The 18,614-nt window shown below is 68.9% G+C and carries 15 protein-coding genes; 9 read left to right on the top strand and 6 right to left on the bottom strand.

Annotated elements, in window-relative coordinates; genetic code table 11:
• The first annotated feature begins 37 nt into the window (after window positions 1-37).
• The 4 genes from BM353_RS15445 (at window position 38) to BM353_RS15430 (ending at window position 5,288) form a co-directional block, all read left to right on the top strand.
• Window positions 38-661, top strand: coding sequence for a VPLPA-CTERM sorting domain-containing protein (locus BM353_RS15445; RefSeq protein ID WP_143104194.1), 624 nt, complete (start codon window positions 38-40; stop codon window positions 659-661).
• A gap of 191 nt (window positions 662-852) precedes the next feature.
• Window positions 853-2,487, top strand: a complete 1,635-nt coding sequence (gene xrtE / locus BM353_RS15440; protein ID WP_092082465.1) for an exosortase E/protease, VPEID-CTERM system — start codon at window positions 853-855, stop codon at window positions 2,485-2,487.
• A 181-nt stretch (window positions 2,488-2,668) separates the two neighbouring features.
• Window positions 2,669-4,096 carry a mannose-1-phosphate guanylyltransferase/mannose-6-phosphate isomerase gene (locus tag BM353_RS15435; protein WP_092082464.1) on the top strand — a complete coding sequence of 476 codons (1,428 nt, stop codon included), beginning with the start codon at window positions 2,669-2,671 and terminating at the stop codon, window positions 4,094-4,096.
• A gap of 25 nt (window positions 4,097-4,121) precedes the next feature.
• A complete protein-coding gene (locus tag BM353_RS15430; RefSeq protein ID WP_092082513.1) occupies window positions 4,122-5,288 on the top strand; it encodes a nucleotide sugar dehydrogenase in 1,167 nt (388 codons plus the stop codon).
• Between the two features lie 82 nt (window positions 5,289-5,370).
• On the opposite strand, the gene BM353_RS15425 is transcribed toward BM353_RS15430, so the two are convergent.
• The 4 genes from BM353_RS15425 to BM353_RS15410 form a co-directional block, all read right to left on the bottom strand.
• Window positions 5,371-6,498, bottom strand: coding sequence for a glycosyltransferase (locus BM353_RS15425; protein WP_092082462.1), 1,128 nt, complete (start codon window positions 6,496-6,498; stop codon window positions 5,371-5,373).
• 79 nt (window positions 6,499-6,577) lie between these two features.
• Entirely contained in the window at window positions 6,578-7,549 is a 972-nt protein-coding gene (locus BM353_RS15420; RefSeq protein ID WP_092082460.1) for a glycosyltransferase family 2 protein, read from the bottom strand.
• A 4-nt stretch (window positions 7,550-7,553) separates the two neighbouring features.
• The gene (locus BM353_RS15415) at window positions 7,554-9,113 is read right to left on the bottom strand and encodes a hypothetical protein (protein WP_092082458.1); all 1,560 of its coding nucleotides are present in this window, start codon (window positions 9,111-9,113) and stop codon (window positions 7,554-7,556) included.
• Window positions 9,114-9,120: 7 nt separating this feature from the next.
• Window positions 9,121-10,011, bottom strand: a complete 891-nt coding sequence (locus tag BM353_RS15410; RefSeq protein ID WP_425439427.1) for a WecB/TagA/CpsF family glycosyltransferase — start codon at window positions 10,009-10,011, stop codon at window positions 9,121-9,123.
• A 300-nt stretch (window positions 10,012-10,311) separates the two neighbouring features.
• On the opposite strand from BM353_RS15410, the gene BM353_RS15405 reads away from it, so the two are divergent.
• From BM353_RS15405 to BM353_RS15395, 3 genes are all read left to right on the top strand, one after another.
• Window positions 10,312-11,007: a VPLPA-CTERM sorting domain-containing protein gene (locus BM353_RS15405; RefSeq protein ID WP_092082456.1), complete on the top strand. Its 696-nt coding sequence runs from the start codon at window positions 10,312-10,314 to the stop codon at window positions 11,005-11,007.
• A 173-nt stretch (window positions 11,008-11,180) separates the two neighbouring features.
• Window positions 11,181-12,266: a polysaccharide pyruvyl transferase family protein gene (locus BM353_RS15400; RefSeq protein WP_177220571.1), complete on the top strand. Its 1,086-nt coding sequence runs from the start codon at window positions 11,181-11,183 to the stop codon at window positions 12,264-12,266.
• Window positions 12,266-13,633 (top strand): oligosaccharide flippase family protein, encoded by a 1,368-nt coding sequence (locus tag BM353_RS15395; RefSeq protein ID WP_092082452.1) that lies wholly within the window; start codon window positions 12,266-12,268, stop codon window positions 13,631-13,633. The genes BM353_RS15400 and BM353_RS15395 overlap by 1 nt, the downstream gene beginning before the upstream one ends.
• A gap of 248 nt (window positions 13,634-13,881) precedes the next feature.
• On the opposite strand, the gene BM353_RS15390 is transcribed toward BM353_RS15395, so the two are convergent.
• Window positions 13,882-14,940, bottom strand: a complete 1,059-nt coding sequence (locus BM353_RS15390; RefSeq protein ID WP_092082450.1) for a ParB/RepB/Spo0J family partition protein — start codon at window positions 14,938-14,940, stop codon at window positions 13,882-13,884.
• Between the two features lie 128 nt (window positions 14,941-15,068).
• Window positions 15,069-16,463 carry an AAA family ATPase gene (locus tag BM353_RS15385; RefSeq protein ID WP_092082449.1) on the bottom strand — a complete coding sequence of 465 codons (1,395 nt, stop codon included), beginning with the start codon at window positions 16,461-16,463 and terminating at the stop codon, window positions 15,069-15,071.
• A 437-nt stretch (window positions 16,464-16,900) separates the two neighbouring features.
• Between BM353_RS15385 and BM353_RS15380 the strand changes: the two genes are divergently transcribed.
• Window positions 16,901-17,926: a replication initiator protein A gene (locus BM353_RS15380; protein WP_092082447.1), complete on the top strand. Its 1,026-nt coding sequence runs from the start codon at window positions 16,901-16,903 to the stop codon at window positions 17,924-17,926.
• Window positions 17,927-18,062: 136 nt separating this feature from the next.
• Window positions 18,063-18,614 (top strand): acyltransferase family protein (locus tag BM353_RS15375; protein ID WP_143104193.1); only part of this gene is annotated, 552 nt, incomplete at its 3' end.

Below are 18,614 nucleotides of genomic sequence, written 5' to 3'. Positions count from 1 at the left end.
TATTGTGTTTTCCATCGGTCGAATTTTGTTCGGTAAGGTGTCGTTGGGCGCTACCGCGGCCCTCACCTCAGCCATCGCTTTTGTCGGGACCCTGGGGGTTCTGATCCTGCCGGGGCAGGCCGCGCTGCTCAATCTCGAGAGTTTCGGCTACAGCCGCGGCAGCGAGATCGCCCGCGTCGAGCCGGGCGAGGCGCTCTCCTTCCTGCCCGATTTCTTCGCCGCGACCTCCGGCGATCTGACCATCTCGCTGGAAAGCTTTGATCTGACCGACCCGAGCGAGGCCACCTTCGTCCTCTTCGACAGCGCCGCGCTCCTCGACAGCCTGACCGACGATGGCGGGGCGAGCGCCTTTGGCGACGAGGCCGCCGGCACCAGCGCGCCCGGCAGCGACGGGATCTTCCAGTTCCTGTTCGAAAACGTCCTCGGGGACGGGGTCTTCGCCGGCTATGACGGCGGCGCGGTCCTGTTCGAGATCGCCGCCCCCGGGCTGAGCCTGACCAATGACATCGACACGGGCGAGGCGGTGTTCGTGGTGACCGAGCTCGAGAAAATCGAGCCGGACGACCCCGATCCCACCCCCTCCAGCGTGCCACTTCCGGCCAGCGGGCTGTTGCTCCTGGGCGGTCTGGCCGCCCTCACCCGCGCCCGCCGCTCCTCCTGAGATCCTGTGCCTAAGACCTTGGCCTGAGACCCTGCGCCTGACGCCCCGTCGCTGACCGCCGTCGCCGCAGGCAGGCCCTTGCGCGCGCGGCATTGACAAGTCCGGCCGATCGCGGTCCGGTTCGGGCGGCGCCCCCGCCGCGGGGCGCGCAGGACAGCACCGGCCCGGCCCCGAGACAGAAGGAGAGCAGGATGGCCACGGACATGCCGATCTCCGACGGCCCTGCCCCCGCCTCCGCCCTTGTGCTGGCCGGAGCGCTGCTGGTGGCCGAACTGGCGCTCATCGCCATGGTCTACAAACACGGCATCGATTTCACCTGTCACCTCAACTGGCCCGGCGTGGCCTGCCGGGCGGCCAATGCCTCGATGCTGAGCCTCTACGGGCTGGCGGCGGTGCTGTGCTTCTTCGCCCTGCTGACCCCGGCGCCGATCCGCGCGCTTCTGGCCGAGGCCGGACAGGCCGGGCGCTGGCCGCTGGGCCTGAGCCTTGTGGGGCTGGCGATCTGCATGATCCCGGTGGCCTTCCTGCGCGAGGGCGACGGGACCTCGACGCTCCGGCTGACCTTCGGCTTCTGGGTGCCGGGCTTTGCGCTGCTGCTGGGCGGGATGCTGCGCTACGTGGCGCCGCCGCGGCGCTGGCGCGCGCTCTGGGCCGGCCACGGCTGGACGCTTCTGGCCATCGGGCTCGCCGGGGTGGCCGCGCCGCAACTCGCCATCGCCGTGCGCCCGTTGTGGAACCTCGAGAGCATCTCCGGCCTGACCTTCGCCGCGGTCTCGGCGCTGGTGCAATCGCTGGGCTACGAGGTCGGCGCCGACCCGGCCACGCGGGTCATCGGCGCCGAGGGCTTCTTCATCAACGTGGCCCCGGTCTGTTCGGGGATCGAGGGGCTCGCGCTTGTCACCCTCTTCTCCACGATCTTCTTCGTGCTGTTCCGCGCCGAGCTGCGCTTTCCCCATGCGCTGCTGATCTACCCGGTGGGGCTCGCGGTCAGCATGGTGCTCAACGTGGTGCGGATCTCGGCGCTGCTGATCCTCGGGATCGAGGGCTTCCCCGAGCTCGCCGTCGGCGGCTTCCACAGCCACGCCGGCTGGCTCATGTTCACCCTGGTCGCCATCGGCATCGTGATCACCGCGCGCTCCGTGCCCGCGCTCCAGAAATTTCCCGCAACCAGATCCGCAACCGGCCCCACAACCGGCCCCACCGCGGCCCCTGCCCTCGCGCCGCCGCCGCTGCTGCGCGATCCGCAGGCGGCGCGCATCCTGCCCTTCGCGATCTTCATGCTCAGCGCCCTGCTGGCCCAGGCCTTCAGCACCGCCCCCGGCGTGGTCTACCCGCTGCGCGCTCTGGCCATGGCGGCGGCGCTCTTCGCCTTCCGCCACGTGCTGCCGCCCCGCCCCGCGACCCTCCCCCTCCCCGCGCTCGCGGTGGGCGCGGCGATCGGGATCGGCTGGGTCGCCCTGCCCTATCCCGTGGACGATCCCACCCCGTCCTATGCCGGGCTCACCGGGCTCTGGCTCATGGGCTGGATGGTCCTGCGCGCGGCGGGCACGATCCTGCTGGTGCCGGTGATCGAGGAGCTGTTCTTCCGCGACTATCTCGACGGCAAGCTGCGGCCCCGCGTCGGGCCGGTGCTCGCGGCGCTGGTGACGGCCGGGCTCTTCGCCGCGCTGCATGACCGCTGGATCGAGGCGTTTGCCGCGGGGCTCGCGCTGTCCTGGGTGATGCGCCGGCGGGGCGAGGTGTGGGATGCGATCGCGGCCCATGCGCTGGCCAATGCCATCGTCTTCGCCGCCGCGCTCGCCACCGGGCGGATGCACATCATCTGAGCCGCGCGCGGGCGCAATTGCCACGCTTTGCCCCGCGCGCGCCCCCCGGCGCGGCAAAGCGCTTGCGGGCCCGCCGCCCCTTCCCCTAGAACCCCCTCAAGGGTCTTTATGGTTTGTCTTTACGCTTCAAAGATATTTTCCCGTCAGACCTTCGCGAGACGCACTGACACAGAGGACCAACATGGCGCGGGTTCATCCCATCTTGCTCTGCGGAGGGGCGGGCACACGCCTCTGGCCGCTGTCTCGCAAATCCTACCCCAAGCAGTTTTCCAAACTGATCGGCGACGAAAGCCTGTTTCAGGCCTCGGCCCGACGGCTCTCGGGGCCCGGCTTCGAAGCGCCGGTGATCGTCACCGCCGACGCCTTCCGCTTCATCGTCTCCGAACAGCTCTCGGCCATCGACCAGCCCGCGCAGGCGATCCTGATCGAGCCCGAGGGGCGCAACACCGCGCCCGCGATCCTTTCCGCCGCGCTCTGGCTCGCGGCGCGCGACCCCGAGGCGATGATGCTCGTCGCCCCCTCCGATCACGTGATCCCCGATGCCGCGCGCTTCCGCGAGACCGTGGACGCCGCCCTGCCCCGCGCCGAAGCGGGCGATCTGGTGACCTTCGGCATCGCGCCCTCGCGCCCCGAAACCGGCTACGGCTATCTCGAGCTCGCCCCCGGGGCGGACGCGGGCGCCAGCGCGCCCCAGACCCTCGCGGGTTTTGTCGAGAAACCCGATGCCGCCCGCGCCGCCGAGATGCTCGTGGCGGGTAATTTCCTGTGGAACGCGGGCATTTTCCTGTTTTCGGTCAAGACGATCCTCGCCGCCTTCGAGGCCCACGCGCCCGGGCTCATGGCCGGCGTGCGCGCCGCGGTCGAGGGGGCCACGGCCGATCTCGGCTTCACCCGCCTCGCGCCCGAACCCTGGGCCGGGCTGGAGGATATCTCGATCGACTACGCGGTGATGGAACGCGCCGGCAACCTCGCGGCGATGCCCTATTCCGGGGTCTGGTCCGACCTTGGCGGCTGGGAGGCGGTCTGGCTGGAAAGCGGCCCCGACGAGAGCGGCAACGTCTGCTCGACCAACGCCACCGCCATCGACTGCCGCGACACCCTGCTGCGCAGCGAGTCCGAGGCGCTCGAGGTCGTGGGCATCGGGCTGGAGGACATCGTCGCCGTGGCGATGCGCGACGCGGTGCTCGTGGCGCGCAAATCCGACGGCCAGCGCGTCAAGGAGGCCGTCGCCGCGCTCAAGGCCAAGGGCGCCAAACAGGCCATGGACTTCCCCATCGACCACCGCCCCTGGGGCTGGTTCGAGAGCCTCGTGATCGGCGGCCGGTTCCAGGTCAAGCGCATCGTCGTCCACCCGGGCGCCTCGCTCAGCCTGCAAAGCCACCACCACCGCTCCGAACACTGGATCGTCGTGGAGGGCACCGCCAAGGTCACCATCGACGACGAGGTCCGTCTGGTCACCGAGAACGAAGGCGTCTACATCCCGCTAGGCGCCGTGCACCGCATGGAAAACCCCGGCAAGGTGCCGATGGCGCTGATCGAGATCCAGACCGGGGCCTATCTGGGAGAGGACGATATCGTGCGATACGAGGATGCATATGCCCGGAGCTGAGCAAACCCGCGCCCCCGAGGGCGGCCTGCGGATCGCGGTCGCCGGGATCGGCTATGTGGGCCTGTCGATGGCCGTGCTGCTAGCGCAGCGCAACGATGTCACCGCGATCGACATCGACGAAGGTAAGGTGGCCCAGGTCAACGCGCGCCAGAGCCCCATCGGCGACCGCGAGATCGAGGAGTATCTGGCCGAGCGCCCGCTGCGCCTCAGCGCCACAACCGACCCCGAAACCGCCTATGCGGGGGCCGATTACGTCATCGTGGCCACCCCCACGAACTACGACCCCCAGACCAACTTCTTCACCACCACCTCGGTCGAGGCCGTCGTCGCCGATGTGATGCGCATCAACCCCGAGGCGGTGATCGTGCTGAAATCCACCATCCCGGTGGGCTATACCGACAAGCTCCGCGGCGAGACCGGCAGCGGCCAGATCATCTTCAGCCCCGAGTTCCTGCGCGAGGGCAAGGCGCTCTACGACAACCTCCACCCCTCGCGGATCGTGGTCGGCGAGGACAGCCCCCGCGCCCACCGTTTCGCCGCCCTGCTGCAGGAGGGCGCGATCAAGACGGATGTGCCCGTGCTCTACACCTCCGCTGCCGAGGCCGAGGCGATCAAGCTCTTCGCCAACACCTACCTCGCCATGCGCGTGGCCTATTTCAACGAGCTCGACAGCTACGCGCTCGTCCATGGCATGGACAGCCGCAACATCATCCGCGGCGTGGGGCTCGATCCGCGCATCGGCGATCACTACAACAACCCCTCCTTCGGCTACGGCGGCTATTGCCTGCCCAAGGACACCAAGCAGCTGCTGGCCAACTACCAGGCCGTGCCGCAGAACCTGATGCAGGCCATCGTCGACGCCAACCGCACCCGCAAGGATTTCATCTCCGAACAGATCCTCGCCCGCAGCCCCGCCCGCGTCGGCGTCTACCGGCTGGTGATGAAGGAAGGCTCCGACAACTTCCGCCAGAGCTCGATCCAGGGGATCATGAAGCGGATCAAGGCCAAGGGTGTGGAGGTCATCGTCTACGAGCCCGAGCTGGCCGACGAGGATTTCTACGGCTCCGAAGTGACCCACGATCTCGACCGGCTCAAACAGAGCTGCGACGTGATCATCGCCAACCGCCACGCCCCCGAGCTGGCCGATGTGGCGGACAAGATCTTCACCCGGGATCTCTTCGGCTCCGACTGACGCCCGCCCCCGGAGGCGGGCCCGAATGGCCGCCCCGCGCTGATCTCAGGTCGGCGCGGGGCGCGGCCTTTATCCGATCAAGTCACTGATCTGAAAACAGAAAATCCATGTCATCGACGAAGCGCTCTTCGGCGATATACGCGGCGATCCGGGCGTGGGCGGTGCGGGCGATGCGGCTCCGGGTCTCCTCATCGGCGAGCGCGCCGCGCAGGGTCTCTTCCAGATCGGCGAAATCCCAGCGGATCGGCAGGTAGGTCTCGCCCGGATCGTAAAGCTCCGGCGCGGTCTCCAGATGGCCCATGTCGGGCTTGACCAGCACCGCCCCGGCCTGAAACGCCTCCACATCGCGCCAGCAAAGCTCGCCATAGCCAAACGGGCTGAAGCAGAGCCGCGCATCGGCCAGCTCGGCCATGAACTCCGGCAGCGAGAGCGATCCCGGCGGCGAGAGGCTGAGCCCCTCGATCCCCGCGATCCGCGCCTGCGCCGCCGCCCGCATCGCGCTGTACCAGGGCGTGCCGCGCGCGCCGAGCCGGGACTGCACGTCGAGCCCCCGCCCCGCCTGCGGCGGCGGGGGCGTGTCGAACCCGCTCATGAAGCGCGGCGCGGTGAAGAAACTGGGGCAGAGCCGAAGCCGGTCCAGCAGCGCCTCGGGCACGGCCCGCTCGACGGGCGGGCCCGGATCGATGCCGTAGAGCGCGCTGTAATATTCGGTGAGGTTGGTGTCCCCCCGCCAGGCGCGCAGGTAGAGCCGCCGGTCGCGGAAGAGCGATTTCTTGAGGTAAAACCGGATGTGATCGGCCAGCACCGGGCCGAGGCGCAGATCGTTATGGGCAAAGGAATCGAGGAAGGAGAGCCGCGCGCGCGGGTGGTGGGCGGCGAAGCGCTCCAGCGCCTGCGCCAGCGCCTCGGGCGGGGTGGTGAACCACGGCTGGATCAGGACCACATCGGCCTCCGGCCCCCGCGCCCCCGTCAGGAACCGCTCCACCGGCAGGCAGCGGACGGCGGCGCCATGACGGCGGGCGAAGGCTTCGGCGTAGTGGACGAAGGGATAGACCTGCGACCAGCAGATCGCGCTTGTGGTGTAGTAGATCAGCACCCGGCAGCGCGCGCCGCGCGGGAAGGGCCGGGCGAGCCAGCGCGCCGCCACCGGCCGGGCGCGCCCCGCCATCGCCGCGCCCGCGCGCCGGTCGAGATCGGCGGTGGCCCTCATGAGCGCGGGGGCCTGTCCGGCGCGGACGGGGTCAAGGGCAACAGGGGCTGCGGCATCTGGGACATCTGGTGGCGGGCTCCTACTTGTACTCGATCAGCCGGTTCTGGCGGCCGCGCGCGCGGCTCAGGTAGAACTCCGCCGCCCCGAGCGCCTCGGGGATCTTGCCCAGCGTGAGAAAGACCGCCTGCGCCGCCGGTCTGCCCTGTCGCATCAGGCGCAGCACCTGCAGCGGCCAGACCAGCAGCAGCAGCCAGCCCCAGGGGCTCAGCGCCCCGGCGAGCAGCGTCAGGAGCGGCAGCGCGGCGCCCCAGAGCAGCGCCCGGCGGGTCTGGGCCACGTTGTGGCGCGTGGGGCCCTTCCCGTGCAGCGCCGCGCCCTGGGCATAGGCATGGCCTGCCCGGCGGGTGCGTTTCCACCACTGGCCAAAGCGGGTGATGGCCGCGTCATGCAGGGTCATCTCGGCATCGAGCCGCCAGATTTTCCACCCCGCCAGCCGCAGCCGCACGCAAAGCTCGGGCTCCTCTCCGGCGATCAGCGCGGGGTTGTAGCCGCCCACCGCCGCCAGCGCCGCGCGCCGCATCAGCGCGTCGCCCCCGCAGGCGCGGGCCTCGCCCACGGGCGTGTCCCATTCCATATCGGTCAGGCGGTTGTAGAGCGTGGCCTCGGGGAAGCGCTCGCGCCGGCGCCCGCAGACGACGGCCACCTCCGGGCGCACCGCAAGGAAGGCCGCCGCTTCGGCGATCCAGCCGGGCTGGACCTCGCAATCGCCATCGACGAATTGCACCAGATCGGGGGGCTCGCCGCCCTCGGTCAGCCGCGCGAGCCCGGCGTTGCGCGCCCGCGCCGCGGTGAAGGGGATGTCGGTGTCGAGCGCGACCACCTCGGCCCCGAGCGCCCTTGCGGCGGCGACGCTGTCATCGGTGGAGCCGGAATCCACGTAGACCAGCCGCGCGAGCCCTCCAAGCGAGCGCAGGCAAAGCTCCAGCCGCGCGCCCTCGTTGCGCCCGATCACCACCGCGCCGATGCGGGTCGGGGAGGTCTCATAGGGCATGGGCTCAGGCCTTTCGCGGGCTGCGCGCCCGCCCGGTGGCGGGGCCGGCGAAACGGGTGTAGCGCGTCCGGCGCGGCGGGTCGGCGGCGGGATCGCGGGCGGTCACGAGGCCGGGATCGGGGCTGGCGTCTGGCGCGGCGGGCGCGCCCCCCCGCCAGCGGCGCCCGGCGCGCAGCGAGACCGGGGCGGGCATGGCATCGTCAGGCTGGACCCGCGCCAGTTCGACCCGCCCGATCAGCGCCCCGGCCAGCAGCCAGGTCAGCGGGGTGAGGCCCGCGTTGGGCAGAAGGTCCACAAGGTTGGCCGCGAGCACCAGACAGAGCCCCGCCGTCGCCGCGTCGATCTCGAAGCTGCGCCGTCGCAGCGCCAGCAGCAGCAGCGCCCCGGCCAGCAGGCCGAATTCGCCGAAATAGCGCGTGAGCCCGCCGAGCCCCATGGCGATGACCCAGCGGCCATCGGTGATCGACAGATCGCGCCCGTCCTCGTCATAGACCCGCGCGCGCCCCCAGCCGCCCCAGCCCAGCACCGGGCGCTCCATCGCCTTGTCGAGCAGCGCGTCCTCGTTGTTGATGCGGAATTGCAGCGAGCCGGCGCGCTCGGCCGAGATGCCGCGGGCAAATTCCACCACCCGGTCCACCGGGACGATATCGGCGCTGCGCAGCGGCGGGTAGAAGATCACCAGCGCCGCGATCGCCGCCGCGACCAGCATCTGGAGCCGCACGCTCAGAAAAAGTATCACCGGCAGCAGCACGATCACGATCATCAGCGCGCCGAGCGTCTTGGACAGGCCCAGCGTCACCAGCAGCACAAGCCCCGCCCCGAGGTAGCGCGGGCGCGTCTCGGGCGGCGCGGCGCGCCAGGCGGCAAAGGCCGCGAGCGTGGCGCAGGCAAAGAAGATCCCGAGCCAGAGACCGTGTTCGAGAAAGACCAGCGGGCGGTAGCCCCCGGCGCGGAGCTGCTGGTCCCAGCTGCGCGCGCCGATGCCGTAGATCTGGGCGCTGAGCTGGGGCGACATGCGGATTTCCCACAGCGCGAGAATGGCGTAGCCCGCCCCGGCGATGGCGAGGATCCCGAGCAGCATCCGGTGGCTCTCGGGCGTGGCGAGATACTTGCGCGCCAGAAGCAGCGGCAGGAGGCCGATCACCGCGGTCATCACCGAGGAGAAGGAATCATACATCCCGAGCCCGGGCAGCCCGCCGGCGGTGAAGCGGATCGGATCGCCGTTGGCCAGCGGGGTCAGGAAGGCCCCGCCCACCATCATCAGCAGCAGGACCTGGATCGGCCGGCTGCGCGGCACCAGCCCCGCCAGCCCGGCCTCCCCCGCCCGCCGCCGCGCCGCCGCGCCCTGGGGCCGGAGCAGAAACAGCATCGCGCAGGCCGCGAGCGACGGGATGGAGCTTTTCTCCAGCGTCGGCAGCACCGGCAGGTTGAGGCCCACATGTTCGGGCAGGAAGAGGTAGCCCAAGAGGATCGTCAGCACCAGCGCCCGCGGCCGGTCGAACCGTTGGAACAGGATATAGGCGACGACGGGCCAGACGAAGAGAACGGGAAGCGGCGGGATCATCCGGCTGTCATCCGCCCTGTTCGGCGCCCTGTGCGGCCCCTGCCCGCCGGCTGCGCAGCGCCAACACCGTGAGCCGCGGCAGGAGCGCGATACAGGCGCCATAGCGCGCCGCCAGCCGGGAGGGGTTCTGCGCCAGCCGCCAGAGCCATTCCGCCGCGATCCGGCGCACCCAGAGCGGCGCGCGCACCTGCGCCCCGGAAATGAAATCGAGCCCCGCGCCGATCGACATGAACCCCATGCCGGGCAGGGCCGCAGCCGCATGAGCGGCGAAAATCTCCTGTTTCGGCGCGCCGAGGGCGAGGAAACACAGGCCCGCGCCGCTCTCGCGGAGCGCGGCGATGCAGTCCGCGGCGCCCGGGCCGGTCGGGTCGAACCCCATCGGCGGGGCGATCCGCGCCGCCACCCGAAGCCCCGGATGCGCCGCCTCGAGCGCCGCGCCCGCCTCCGCCAGCGAGGCCTCCGTCGCCCCCAGAAGCGCCACCGGCACCCCATGGGCCGCCGCCAGCGCCGCCACCGGCGCGATCAGCTCCGAGCCCGGCAGAAGCTCCACCTCGCGCCCCGCGAGCCGCGAGAACCACACGATCGGGTTGCCGTCGGCGGTGATGTGGCTGTGGCGGGCATAGGCCGCGCGAAAGGCCGGATCGCGCTGGAGCTTGACCACGTGATCGAGGTTGAGCGTCGCTACTGTGAAGCCGCGCCCCTCGCGCAGATGGGCCTCGATATCGCCCAGAAACCCCGCGCGCGTGGCCATGTTCACCGCCACCCGCCGCGCGGGATCACCAGAGCCGTCACCAGATTCGGGACCGGATTCGGGGCCAGATACGCGGCCGGATTCGGGGCCAGATTCGGGACCAGGCTCGGCCTCGGAGCCGCCCCGCAGGTTGGACCAGTCAAACATGGTGCTGCCTTTTCATGCCCTTGCGGTATCACAACTCCCCCAGCCGCAAAAGCCGCGCCGCGGGGTCGCGCGCGACCCTGTCAGAGATTTGTTTAACATGCCTATAAGCCGGTCTTCCCCGCCCCTCCATCCCGCGCGGTTTCGCGCCCCCCCGCGCGCGCGCCCCGCCGCCGGGGGATGGTTAACCAAAGGTTGCAAGTTTTTTGTCTTCGCGGCGGAATCACTATATCCTTTCGGATAGGTATTTTTTGAAGACTTTGAAGGGAGCTTGGTATGGCGTCTGCTGCGCCGCCGTGGGTCATGAGTACGGCTGTCATCCGCCTTCTGGGCGCTCTTGTGGTCTGCCTGCTGGCCACGGCCGGCACCGCCCGCACCATCACCTACGAGTTCGATCTCCAGCTCCGCGCCATCACCTACGACTGGATCGAGCGCGCCATCGTCCCCGATGACCCGCGCTACGGCTATGGCCCTCCGATTATCTACGACTACGACGTCACCGGCGACCGCTACGGCGAGATCCGCGGCGGCCAGCGCCTGCGCGCGACCTTCGATGACATCACGGGCAATCTCGACATGCTCGAACGCTGTATCGGCGGCTTCACCGATTGCCGCGATCTGGGCCGCTATGACTACATCGCCGGCGATGTGGATTTATTCCACATCTCGAGCCTCTACGGCTGCTGCGTCGGGAGGTACAATTTCACCGATGGGCCCTGGGGGTTCTTCTCGCCCCAAGGGATGAGTTACACCTACACAAGCGATGACCGCCAATACACCTCCGACCACACCGGACACTACCTCTACTCCGGCCCGACGTACGAATGGGACATCATCAACCTCGCCCGCTGGGATGATGCCGCACCGCTGGAAGAGCCGCCGCACATGCCCCTGCCCGGGGGGTTGCCGCTGATGGTGGCGGGGATCGCGGGGCTGGGGCTGTTGCGCAAACGGGCGCAAGCCATACAGGCAAACGCGGCGGGCAAACGCCCCGGATAGGGCAGGATGGACACGGCCCCGCCCCCTGCCCCGCGCGCGCGCCGCGGGCTCGGTTGACCTTCACGAAATCGCAACGATAGATGGCCACGGATACCGGCGGGGCCCGCAGCACATCGGGCGGCGCCCCCCGCCGCGCACATGACCCCCGGGCGAGCCGGGCAAAGGAGCCGCAGATGCAAACCGAGACGGGCCAAAGCGCGCCCTCCCCCCAGGTGGCCGCTGGCGCCACCTCGACCACCGGCGGCGCCCCCTCGCCCGCCGATCTGCACACCCGCGCCATGATCGACCGTTTCGCGGGGGCCGTGGCCGGCTTCCTCGCCCCCGGCGCGCCCTATGCGCTGCTCGATTTCCCCGATCACCCCAACGTCGGCGACAGCGCGATCTACACCGGCGAGCTGGAGTTCTTCGACGCCCACGCCGGCCGCCCCGCCGATTACGTCTGCTCGCTCACCAGCTACCGCGAGGACGTGGACGACTTCTGCCCCGAGGGGCCGCTCTTCATCCACGGCGGCGGCAATTTCGGCAGCGTCTGGCGCAAGCACCAGATGTTCCGCCACGCCATCATCGACCGCTACCGCCACCGCCAGGTGATCCAGATGGCCCAGTCGGTCCACTACGCCGCCCATGACGGCGAGACGCTGGAAGAGACCAAACGCCTCATCGGCCAGCACCCCGATTTCACCATGCTCGTGCGCGACACCCCGAGCTTCGAGTTCGTGGAACGCGAATTCGACTGCCCCGTGGTGATGTGTCCCGACGCGGCGCATAACATGTGGCACCTCAAGGCCCCCGCCGCGCCCGAGGCCCGGATCCTGTCGCTGCTGCGGCTCGACAAGGAGAAGGTCAACGACGATATCCTGCCCTATCTCGAAACCCGCGGCCCGGTCGATGACTGGCGGCCCCAGTTCCGCGCCCGCTCGCCGCTCGACCGGGTGGTGGAGAAAGTCCTCGCCCCCGCCCTGCCCCGCAGCACCGCGCTCATGCGCCGCCGCGAGGCGATGTACCGCCGCCAGGCGTGGTACCGGGTCAATTACGGGGTGCGGCTTCTGGCGCGCGGCGAGCTGGTGGTCAGCGACCGGCTGCACGCCCACCTGCTCTGCGGGCTGATGCGCAAACCCCACATCTCGCTCGACAACATGTACGGCAAGATCCAGCGCTATATCGAGGCCTGGGGGTCCGACGGGCTGGTGACGCAGGTCTCGGGGCTGGAGCCGCTCAAGGCCGCGCTCGCCGCCGCCCAGCCGGAGAGCGCCGCCTGATGCGCGCCGCCACGGCCCGGCTGTCGGCCTTGATGCGCGGCGATGGCCTCAAGGCGCTCGCCCTGCGCGGCACGGCGATTTCCGTGCTCAACTTCGGCGGCCAGAACGCCCTGCGCCTGCTGTCCAACATCGTCCTGACGCGGCTGCTCTTCCCCGAGGCCTTCGGGCTGATGGCGATCGTGGGCGTCTTCACCACCGGGGTGCAGATGTTCTCGGACCTTGGCCTCAAGGCCTCGATCATCCAGAGCAAACGCGGCGACGATCCCGATTTTCTCAACACCGTCTGGACGATGCAGATCCTGCGCGGGATCGTGCTCTGCCTTGCCTGCGCCGCGCTCGCCTGGCCGGTGGCGCGGATCTACGACGAGCCGCTGCTGATACCGATGCTGCTGGCGATGGGGCTGAGCCCGCTGATGTCGGGTTTCGTGACCACCAACCTCGCCACCGCGCGGCGCAATCTCCACCTGATGCGCCAGACGGTGATCCAGCTCGTCTCGCAGGCGGCGGGCATCGTCTTCATGGTGCTCTTCGCGCTCGCCTTCCGCTCGGTCTGGGCGCTGGTCTTCGGCAGCCTCTTCACCGTCGCGGTGCGGCTTGTGCTCTACCAGATCTACCTGCCCGGTCTGCGCAACCGGCTGCGGTGGGAGCCCGAGGCGGTGCGCGAGGTGTTCCATTTCGGCAAGTTCATCTTCCTCAGCACGCTCGCCACCTTCGCCATCACCCAGAGCGACAAGGCGATCCTCGGGGTCTACATCTCCACCGCGCTGCTGGGGATCTACAACATCGGCTATATCCTCGGCGTGCTGCCCTTCACGCTGATGCGGGTGGTGACGCGGGCGGTGATCTTTCCGCTCTACCGCAAGCGCCCGCCGCGGGAGAGCGCCGAGAACGCGCGACACATGCTGCGCGCCCGGCGGCTGCTGATCCTCGCGATCCTCGGCTGCAACGCGGTGCTGGCCCTCATCGCGCGCGATCTGGTCGATCTGCTCTATGACCCGCGCTACGCGCTCGCCGGGCCGATCATCGTGATGATCTGTCTCGCGGCGATCCCGCAGATCGTCTTCGAGGGCTATGCCAACGCGCTCATGTCGATGGGCGACTCGCGCCGGATGTTCCAGATCCAGTCGGTGACCGCCATCGTGCAGGTGGGGTTCATAATCGCCACGATCGGCCCCTTCGGCATCATGGCGGCGATCCTCGCGCCGGGCATCGCCGCGCTGGCGACCTACCCGCTGCTGATCCGCTTCATGCGCCCCTACAAGGCGCTGGACCTGACCGGCGACATCCTCTTTCTCGGGGGGGGGCTTGCGCTCAACGGGGCGATCTGCTGGCTCAACCGCGATGCCTTGCCGCTCCTGCTGCCCTGAGGTTTCGCGCGCGAAAGACGCCCCATTAAGTCATTGAAAATAAAAAATTTTTCGGAGTAAAAAACCGGAATTACCCTTACAAAACGGAGCGCCGGGGCCCTGCTCGGTTCATCCCATCGCCGCCCCAAGGTTTCGCATGCGAAACCTGTCGCGTGATCTGGATTTCGCATGCGAAACGGCTCCTGTATGCCGGCGGATTTCGCACGCGAAACCGCTACTTTAGGTTGACGGGTTTCGCATGCGAAACCCTAGCACCCCGCGAGCCAGGCCTCCAGATCCTCAACAAGCTCCGGCGTCACCGCCGCACCCGACAGGACCACCCTGCCCGCCCGGGCCTCCAGCGTGACGCCCGGCGCAACCTCGCGGCGCGCGCGGCCCTTTTCCGGTGTGGCTGTGGATGTCTCGGCCCGCCCCCCAGAGCGCGCACCAGAGCGCCGCAGCGCCGCCTCCAGCGCCGCGCGCTCCTCGGCGGCGGTCTCGGGCGGGGTCTTGCGCAGCGCGTCCTTGAGCCGCGCGGTGAAGCCCTCCTGCCCCTCGCAGGCCGCCACCAGCGCCAGCCCCAGCTTTTCCGGGATCGCCTCGGGGAACCGCAGCGCGCCGCCGAGCGCCCCGTGCAGCCGCACGAAGCTGCCGATCTTGGAGCGCTTGGCCGGGGCCGCGTTGGCAAAGAGCGTCGCGATCGCCGTGGCCGTGTCGGGATAGACCCCGATCCGCGCCGCCTCATGGGCCAGATGCGCACGCTCGTAGAAGCTCAAGGCGGCCCGGATCTCGTTTTCCTCGACCATCGCCACGTAGCTCTCCGAGACCGAGCCGATCGGCTTGATCAGCGCGTCGATCTTGTCGAACCGGGTCTCGCCCGTCTCCTCGCGGAGCGCCTTGATCGCCTGAAGCCGCCGCCAGCCGGAGATCAGCCCGTAGCCCGCCCCGCCCCGGTCCACCACCTCGATCGGCGTCTGCTGGCCGCGCGCCTTCAGGCTCGCCTTGAGGCTGGCAAGCTCGGCCTCGTCCAGCGCCAGCCGGTCGCGCACCAGATGATCGGCGGTGATCGCATCGAGCGCCAGCCGCTGCACGATCCGCCCCTCGTCGCGGGCACGGCTCATCTCGGCCGAAAGCTCCTCGAGCGCCGCCTGCGCCGCGCTGGCGCCGGCCACCTGGGCAATCGGCGCGCGCGGCTTGGGCGCAACGCCCATCGGATAGCGCTGGAACACCGACTTGGTTTCCAGATCGGCGGGCGGCGTGTCGGCCAGACTCTCGGGCGCCGCCTCTGCGGGGCGGGTCGCGGGGGTCAGTCTCTTGCGCTTGGCCATGGCGGGATCCTTTCAGAAGCGGGCAGGGGCTGCCTCAAATGTTGCGGGCGACATGTTTCGGTCGAAATGTTTCGCATGCGAAAACGCGGCGCGCGGAGGGGTGGGCGGGAAGAGCAGGGCAGGGCCCCTCATTCCGCCGCCGTCACGCCCGCATCCCGGGCGGCCAGCTCATCGCGCCGCCAGATCCCCAGAAGGAGCGTCTTGAAGGCCGCATAGCTCGCATCGAAGGTCGCGCGGCCGCGGGCATAGGTCTCGCGGTTGAAATCGCGGTAATCGGCCTCGTAGATGCCGTTCACGCTCTCGCCCGCCTGCCCGATCAGCGCGGTGTAATCCTGCCGGAAGGGCGAGAGGGTCCGGCCCAGATAGGCCTGGATGAGACCGGCCATCTCCGCCTGCTGCGCCCCGTCATAGCGGGTGATGACCGCCTGCACCGCGTCCCACTCGAAGGCCATCTCGGGCCGGCCAAGCGCCCGGGCGGCGATGTTCTCGCCCTCCTCGATGGACTGGAACGTGGAATGCAGCATGTCGAAGAAACGGCCCGTGCTGTCAAACTCAAGGAAAGACGCGCCCATCGGTACCAGCAGGATATCGGCCGCCGAGAGCCCGTTGATCGTCAGGTAGCCAAGGGCAGGGGGGGTGTCGAGAAAGACGAGGTCATAGTCATCGAGGATCCCGTCGGCCTCCAACCCCTCCACCAGCGCGTCCCAGAGCTTCCAGCCGCGGCTTTGCATCCGCCAGACCGGGATCTGGAACTCCGACCAGTAGAGGTTGAGCTGGGCGCCGATGAGGTCGATGTTGGGCCAGTGGGTGGGCTGGACAAGCGCGCCCGCGCGCATCTTCAGCGCCTCCGAGAGCGTGTCGTCCAGCGCCACGGGGGCCTCGCCCCGGTCGATCCGGCGCTGGTTGTCGGCCTGCTGGGCGCGGGCGTAGTGGCGCGCCAGAAGGGGGAAGACGGTGGACCATTCATCCTCCACCGTGCCGCCGAAGATCGAGGTCATCGAGCCCTGGCTGTCCAGATCGATCACCAGCACGCGGTAGCCGTCGAGCGCCGCCGACATGGCCAGATGGGCGCAGGTCGAGGTCTTGCCGACGCCGCCCTTGAAATTGGCCACGGCCACGATCTTGGCCGGCTGACCCTCGGGGCGATAGGGGACATAGTCCTTGGTCTTGGACCCCTCGGCGCCGAAATGGGCGCGCAGGCGCAAAACCTCGTCGAGGGTGAACCACTTCGCCCCGCCCTCGGTCTTGGCGATGCCCTGGGGCAGGTCCGGGTTCTGGCGCAGCACGCGGCGGAAATGGGCGGCGGCCACGGGGATGAGATACTTGGTGATCTCCCAGGTCGAGAACAGGCGCAGCTCCTTGCGCCCGGCCTCGTTCAGCCCTCGGTCCACCAGATCCTGCCGCCCGCGCTGGCAGGCTTCGGCGATGGCGGCAAACCCGCCCGTATCGGTCGGCGCCCCAAGTTCCGAGAGTGCCCGATCGGGCGAGATGTTGAAATAGGGAGGGGGGGTGTCGCTGCTCATGTCGCCCTCGATGTTATGTGTTTTCCAAAGTGTACCGCGAAACGCGTCACACGCAAGGAGCGATGTCACATGCTCTGTCTTTTCTTAGCAATTTCAGGGGGGTTTTATCCGTGTGCCCGGCCGGGGCGCGGGTGCGGAAAAGAATTTCTGGTTATATTTGGGTTATATGAGAGTTACGGGGCAAGCCTTCTCTTTGGATTTTCCGTGAAATCAGGGCAATAGGGCTCTTTTCGAACTGCGGGGTGACTCTGATCCCACGATAAGGCGACTCTGAAACCCCGCTGCTGTGACTCCGATCCCCCGATGGCGCGCGCGCTCGTGCTGGACGGGGGCCTTGTGGATAACTAGGCTGGGCGTCAATGAAACGACGAATCCCAAACGGGCCCCGCCAAGAGGGTAACCGGGATCGCGCTTGAGCAGGTAACGGGACGAACGGCATGGCCGCGACGACAGGGCAGGGGGCTTTGGCCTCATCGCTGCACGGTGTGCAGCAGACGCGGGATTTCTTCGTCTGCGATTTCTTCGGGGTCAGCCCGAAACACGATCTGGCCAGCATGGAGCATCCGATCTTCTCGCTCTCCACCCGGCCCGACCGGCGCATCCTGAGCTACACCCACAACGACGCCGAGATCACCATCACCCCCAGCGTGAAGGGCCGCGCGACGATCTTCGACGCCGACATCCTGATCTTCTGCATCTCCCAGCTCATGGCCGGGATCAACGCCGGGCGGGCGGTCTCGCGCACGCTCACCCTCACCGCGCATGACCTTCTGCAAGCCACCCGCCGCGAGACCTCCGGCGATGGTTACCGCCGGCTGCGCGATGCCTTCGAGCGGCTCGCCGGCACCCGCATCACCACCAACATCGCCACCGGGCCCAAGAGCGACCGCACCGAGGTGACCTCGGGCTTCGGACTGATCGAAAGCTGGGAGATCGTGCGCCGCACCCGGGCGGGGCGGATGGTCAGCGTGAGCGTGACGCTCTCCGACTGGCTCTTCCGCGCGGTGCTGTCGAAATCGGTGCTCACGCTGAGCCGCGACTATTTCACCTTGCGCAAACCGCTGGAGCGGCGGCTCTACGAGCTCGCGCGCAAACACTGCGGCCGCCAACCCGAATGGCGCGCCTCGGTCGAGACGCTGCTGAAGAAGTCCGGCTCCTCAAGCCCCCGCCGCGTCTTCCGCGCCATGCTGCGCGAGATCATCCGCGCCGACACCCTGCCCGACTACCAGCTCACCGAAGAGCCCGGCGACATCATCGCCGTCACCCCGCGCGCGGCCGCTCAAACTGCTGTAACGGAACCCGCATCCGCCCCCCTCGCGCCAGAGACGCTCGACGCCGCCCGCAAGCGCCGCCCCGGCGAGGACGTCTACGCGCTCGAGGCCCAGTGGCGCGCCACGCTCCGCACCGCCCCCCGCACCCCCGACCGCGCCTTCCTCGACTGGCTCGCCCGCAGCCCGGGGTGAGCGCTTAACAGGCAGCGCGAGGCTCCACGCACGCGGCGCCCCCGCCGCCTGCATTTCCCGTGCCGGGTTCCGGGTGCCCTGTGCTATGGTCGCCCTGCGATTGGACGACAGCTATTTCCTGAATTCGGATTGACGCATGAAATATGTAAAAGAACTCGAAGGCCTGCGCGGCATCATGGCGCTCTGGGTCGTGATCGGCCACTGGTCCACCACCGCCGACATCCCCACCGCCATCGGTCAGACCAAGCTCTATAATGGCTACGCGGTCGATGTCTTCATCATCCTCAGCGGCTTCGCCATCACCGCGATGCTGCTCAAGCGCTCGGACCCCTATCCCGACTACCTCGGCAAACGCTTTTTCCGAATCTTTCCGATCTATCTCTTTTATCTCGGGCTCTCGATCCTGCTCGCCGGGGTCGCGCTCGACACCTGGCAGATGGCCGCGGGCGAGGGCTACATGAACGCCCGCCGCGTCGACATCGCGCAGAACTCGATCGACAACGCCCTGCCGCACAGCCTCGCCCATCTCGTGGCGCTGCACGGGGTGGTCCCGGCCGACTGGCTGCCCGATACCGATTTCGCCTTTCTGGGCCAGGCCTGGAGCATCTCGCTGGAATGGCAGTTCTACCTCGTGGCGCCGCTGCTGATCGGGGCGCTCATGCTGCCGCTCAGGGGCCTGTCCGGGCTT

This window comes from Poseidonocella sedimentorum (assembly GCF_900116005.1).
Classification (GTDB): Bacteria; Pseudomonadota; Alphaproteobacteria; order Rhodobacterales; family Rhodobacteraceae; genus Poseidonocella; species Poseidonocella sedimentorum.
The sequence above is the reverse complement of the archived record's forward strand: the minus strand, read 5'-3'. Positions and strand labels throughout refer to the sequence as shown.